Genomic DNA, 2,066 nt, shown 5'->3' with positions numbered 1-2,066 from the left:
GCACCAGTAGCTCCGGTTACACCTTGGATTCCTTGTGCACCATCAGCACCTGTAGCTCCAGTATCACCAGTTTCTCCTTGGATTCCCTGAATACCCTGTATTCCTTGGTCACCTGTAGCACCAGTAGCTCCGTCGTTTCCGTCTGTTCCATTGGTACCAGCGGCACCTGTATCCCCTTTGTCTCCAGTTGCACCTGTAGCACCTGTGGCACCGTCGTTTCCGTCTGTTCCATCAGTACCAGCGGCACCTGTATCACCTTTATCGCCTTTGTCTCCAGTTGCACCAGTAGCTCCGGTTACACCTTGAATACCTTGGTCACCAGTTTCTCCTTGGATCCCTTGGATCCCCTGTATTCCCTGGTCACCTGTAGAACCAGTAGCTCCGGTGTTACCCGTATCTCCTTTTTCACCTTGGATTCCTTGGTCTCCGGTCTCACCTTGAATACCTTGAATTCCCTGTATTCCCTGGTCACCTGTAGCACCAGTGGCTCCGGTTTCTCCAGTATTTCCTTTTTCACCTTGAATACCTTGGATACCCTGGTCTCCAGTCTCACCCTTAACCCCTTGGATACCTTGTATTCCTTGGTCACCTGTTGCGCCAGTGGCTCCAGTATCACCAGTGGCTCCATCATTTCCGTCTATACCATTGGTTCCAGTTGCACCAGTTGCACCATCTGCTCCTGTAGCTCCGTTTATTCCATTAGTTCCTGCGGCACCTGTTGCTCCTGTAGCACCCGTGGCACCGTCGTTTCCGTCTGTTCCATCAGTACCTGCGGCACCTATATCACCTTTATCGCCTTTGTCTCCAGTTGCACCAGTAGCTCCGGTTACACCGTCGTTTCCGTCTATTCCATTGGTACCTGCGGCACCAGTTTCACCTTGTATTCCTTGATCGCCTGTAGCACCAGTGGCTCCGGTGTTACCCGTATCTCCTTTTTCACCTTGGATCCCTTGGTCACCAGTTTCACCTTGAATACCTTGGATTCCCTGGTCACCGGTTTCACCCTTAACCCCTTGGATACCCTGTATTCCTTGATCACCTGTAGCACCAGTGGCTCCGGTCTCACCTTGGATTCCTTGTTCACCAGTTTCTCCTTTATCTCCTTTATCTCCTTTTTCACCTTGGTCGCCGGTTTCTCCTTGGATTCCCTGAATACCCTGTATTCCTTGGTCACCTGTAGCACCAGTGGCTCCATCATTTCCATTTGTTCCATCAGTACCTGCGGCACCTATATCACCTTTATCGCCTTTGTCTCCAGTTGCACCAGTAGCTCCGGTTACACCTTGGATTCCTTGGGCACCATCAGCACCATCAGCACCTGTAGCACCAGTATCACCAGTTTCACCCTGTATTCCCTGAATACCTTGTATTCCTTGGTCTCCTGTAGCACCGTCGTTTCCGTCTGTTCCATCAGTACCTGCGACACCTGTATCACCTTTGTCTCCAGTTGCACCAGTAGCTCCGGTTACACCTTGGATTCCTTGGGCACCATCAGCACCTGTAGCTCCAGTATCACCAGTTTCTCCTTGGATTCCCTGAATACCCTGTATTCCTTGGTCACCTGTAGCACCTGTGGCACCGTCGTTTCCGTCTGTTCCATCAGTACCAGCGGCACCTGTATCACCTTTATCGCCTTTGTCTCCAGTTGCACCAGTAGCTCCGGTTACACCTTGAATTCCCTGAGCGCCAGTGGCTCCAGTAGCTCCGTCGTTTCCGTCTGTTCCATTGGTACCAGCGGCACCTGTATCCCCTTTGTCTCCAGTTGCACCAGTAGCTCCGGTTACACCGTCGTTTCCGTCTATTCCATTGGTACCTGCGGCACCAGTTTCACCTTGTATTCCTTGTTCCCCTGTAGCACCAGTTGCTCCAGTCGCACCTGCGGCACCATCATTTCCATTTGTCCCATTGGTACCTGCGGCACCTGTATCTCCTTTTTCACCCTGAATACCTTGAGCTCCGGTTTCACCAGTAGCACCAGTTAAACCGTCGTTTCCGTTTGTTCCATTAGTACCAGCGGTACCTGTATCACCTTTATCGCCTTTGTCTCCAGTTGCACCAGTAGCTCC

General features: G+C 51.7%; 1 protein-coding gene. It reads right to left on the bottom strand.

What is annotated here, in order from left to right; all coding sequences use genetic code 11:
* Positions 1 to 2,066: beta strand repeat-containing protein (locus CWD90_RS22850; protein WP_205161292.1), on the bottom strand; the 2,066-nt coding region annotated here is incomplete at both ends.

It is taken from the genome of Arenibacter catalasegens (genome assembly GCF_002909235.1).
Classification (GTDB): domain Bacteria; phylum Bacteroidota; class Bacteroidia; order Flavobacteriales; family Flavobacteriaceae; genus Arenibacter; species Arenibacter catalasegens.
This window is presented reverse-complemented; position numbering and strand designations above follow the sequence as displayed.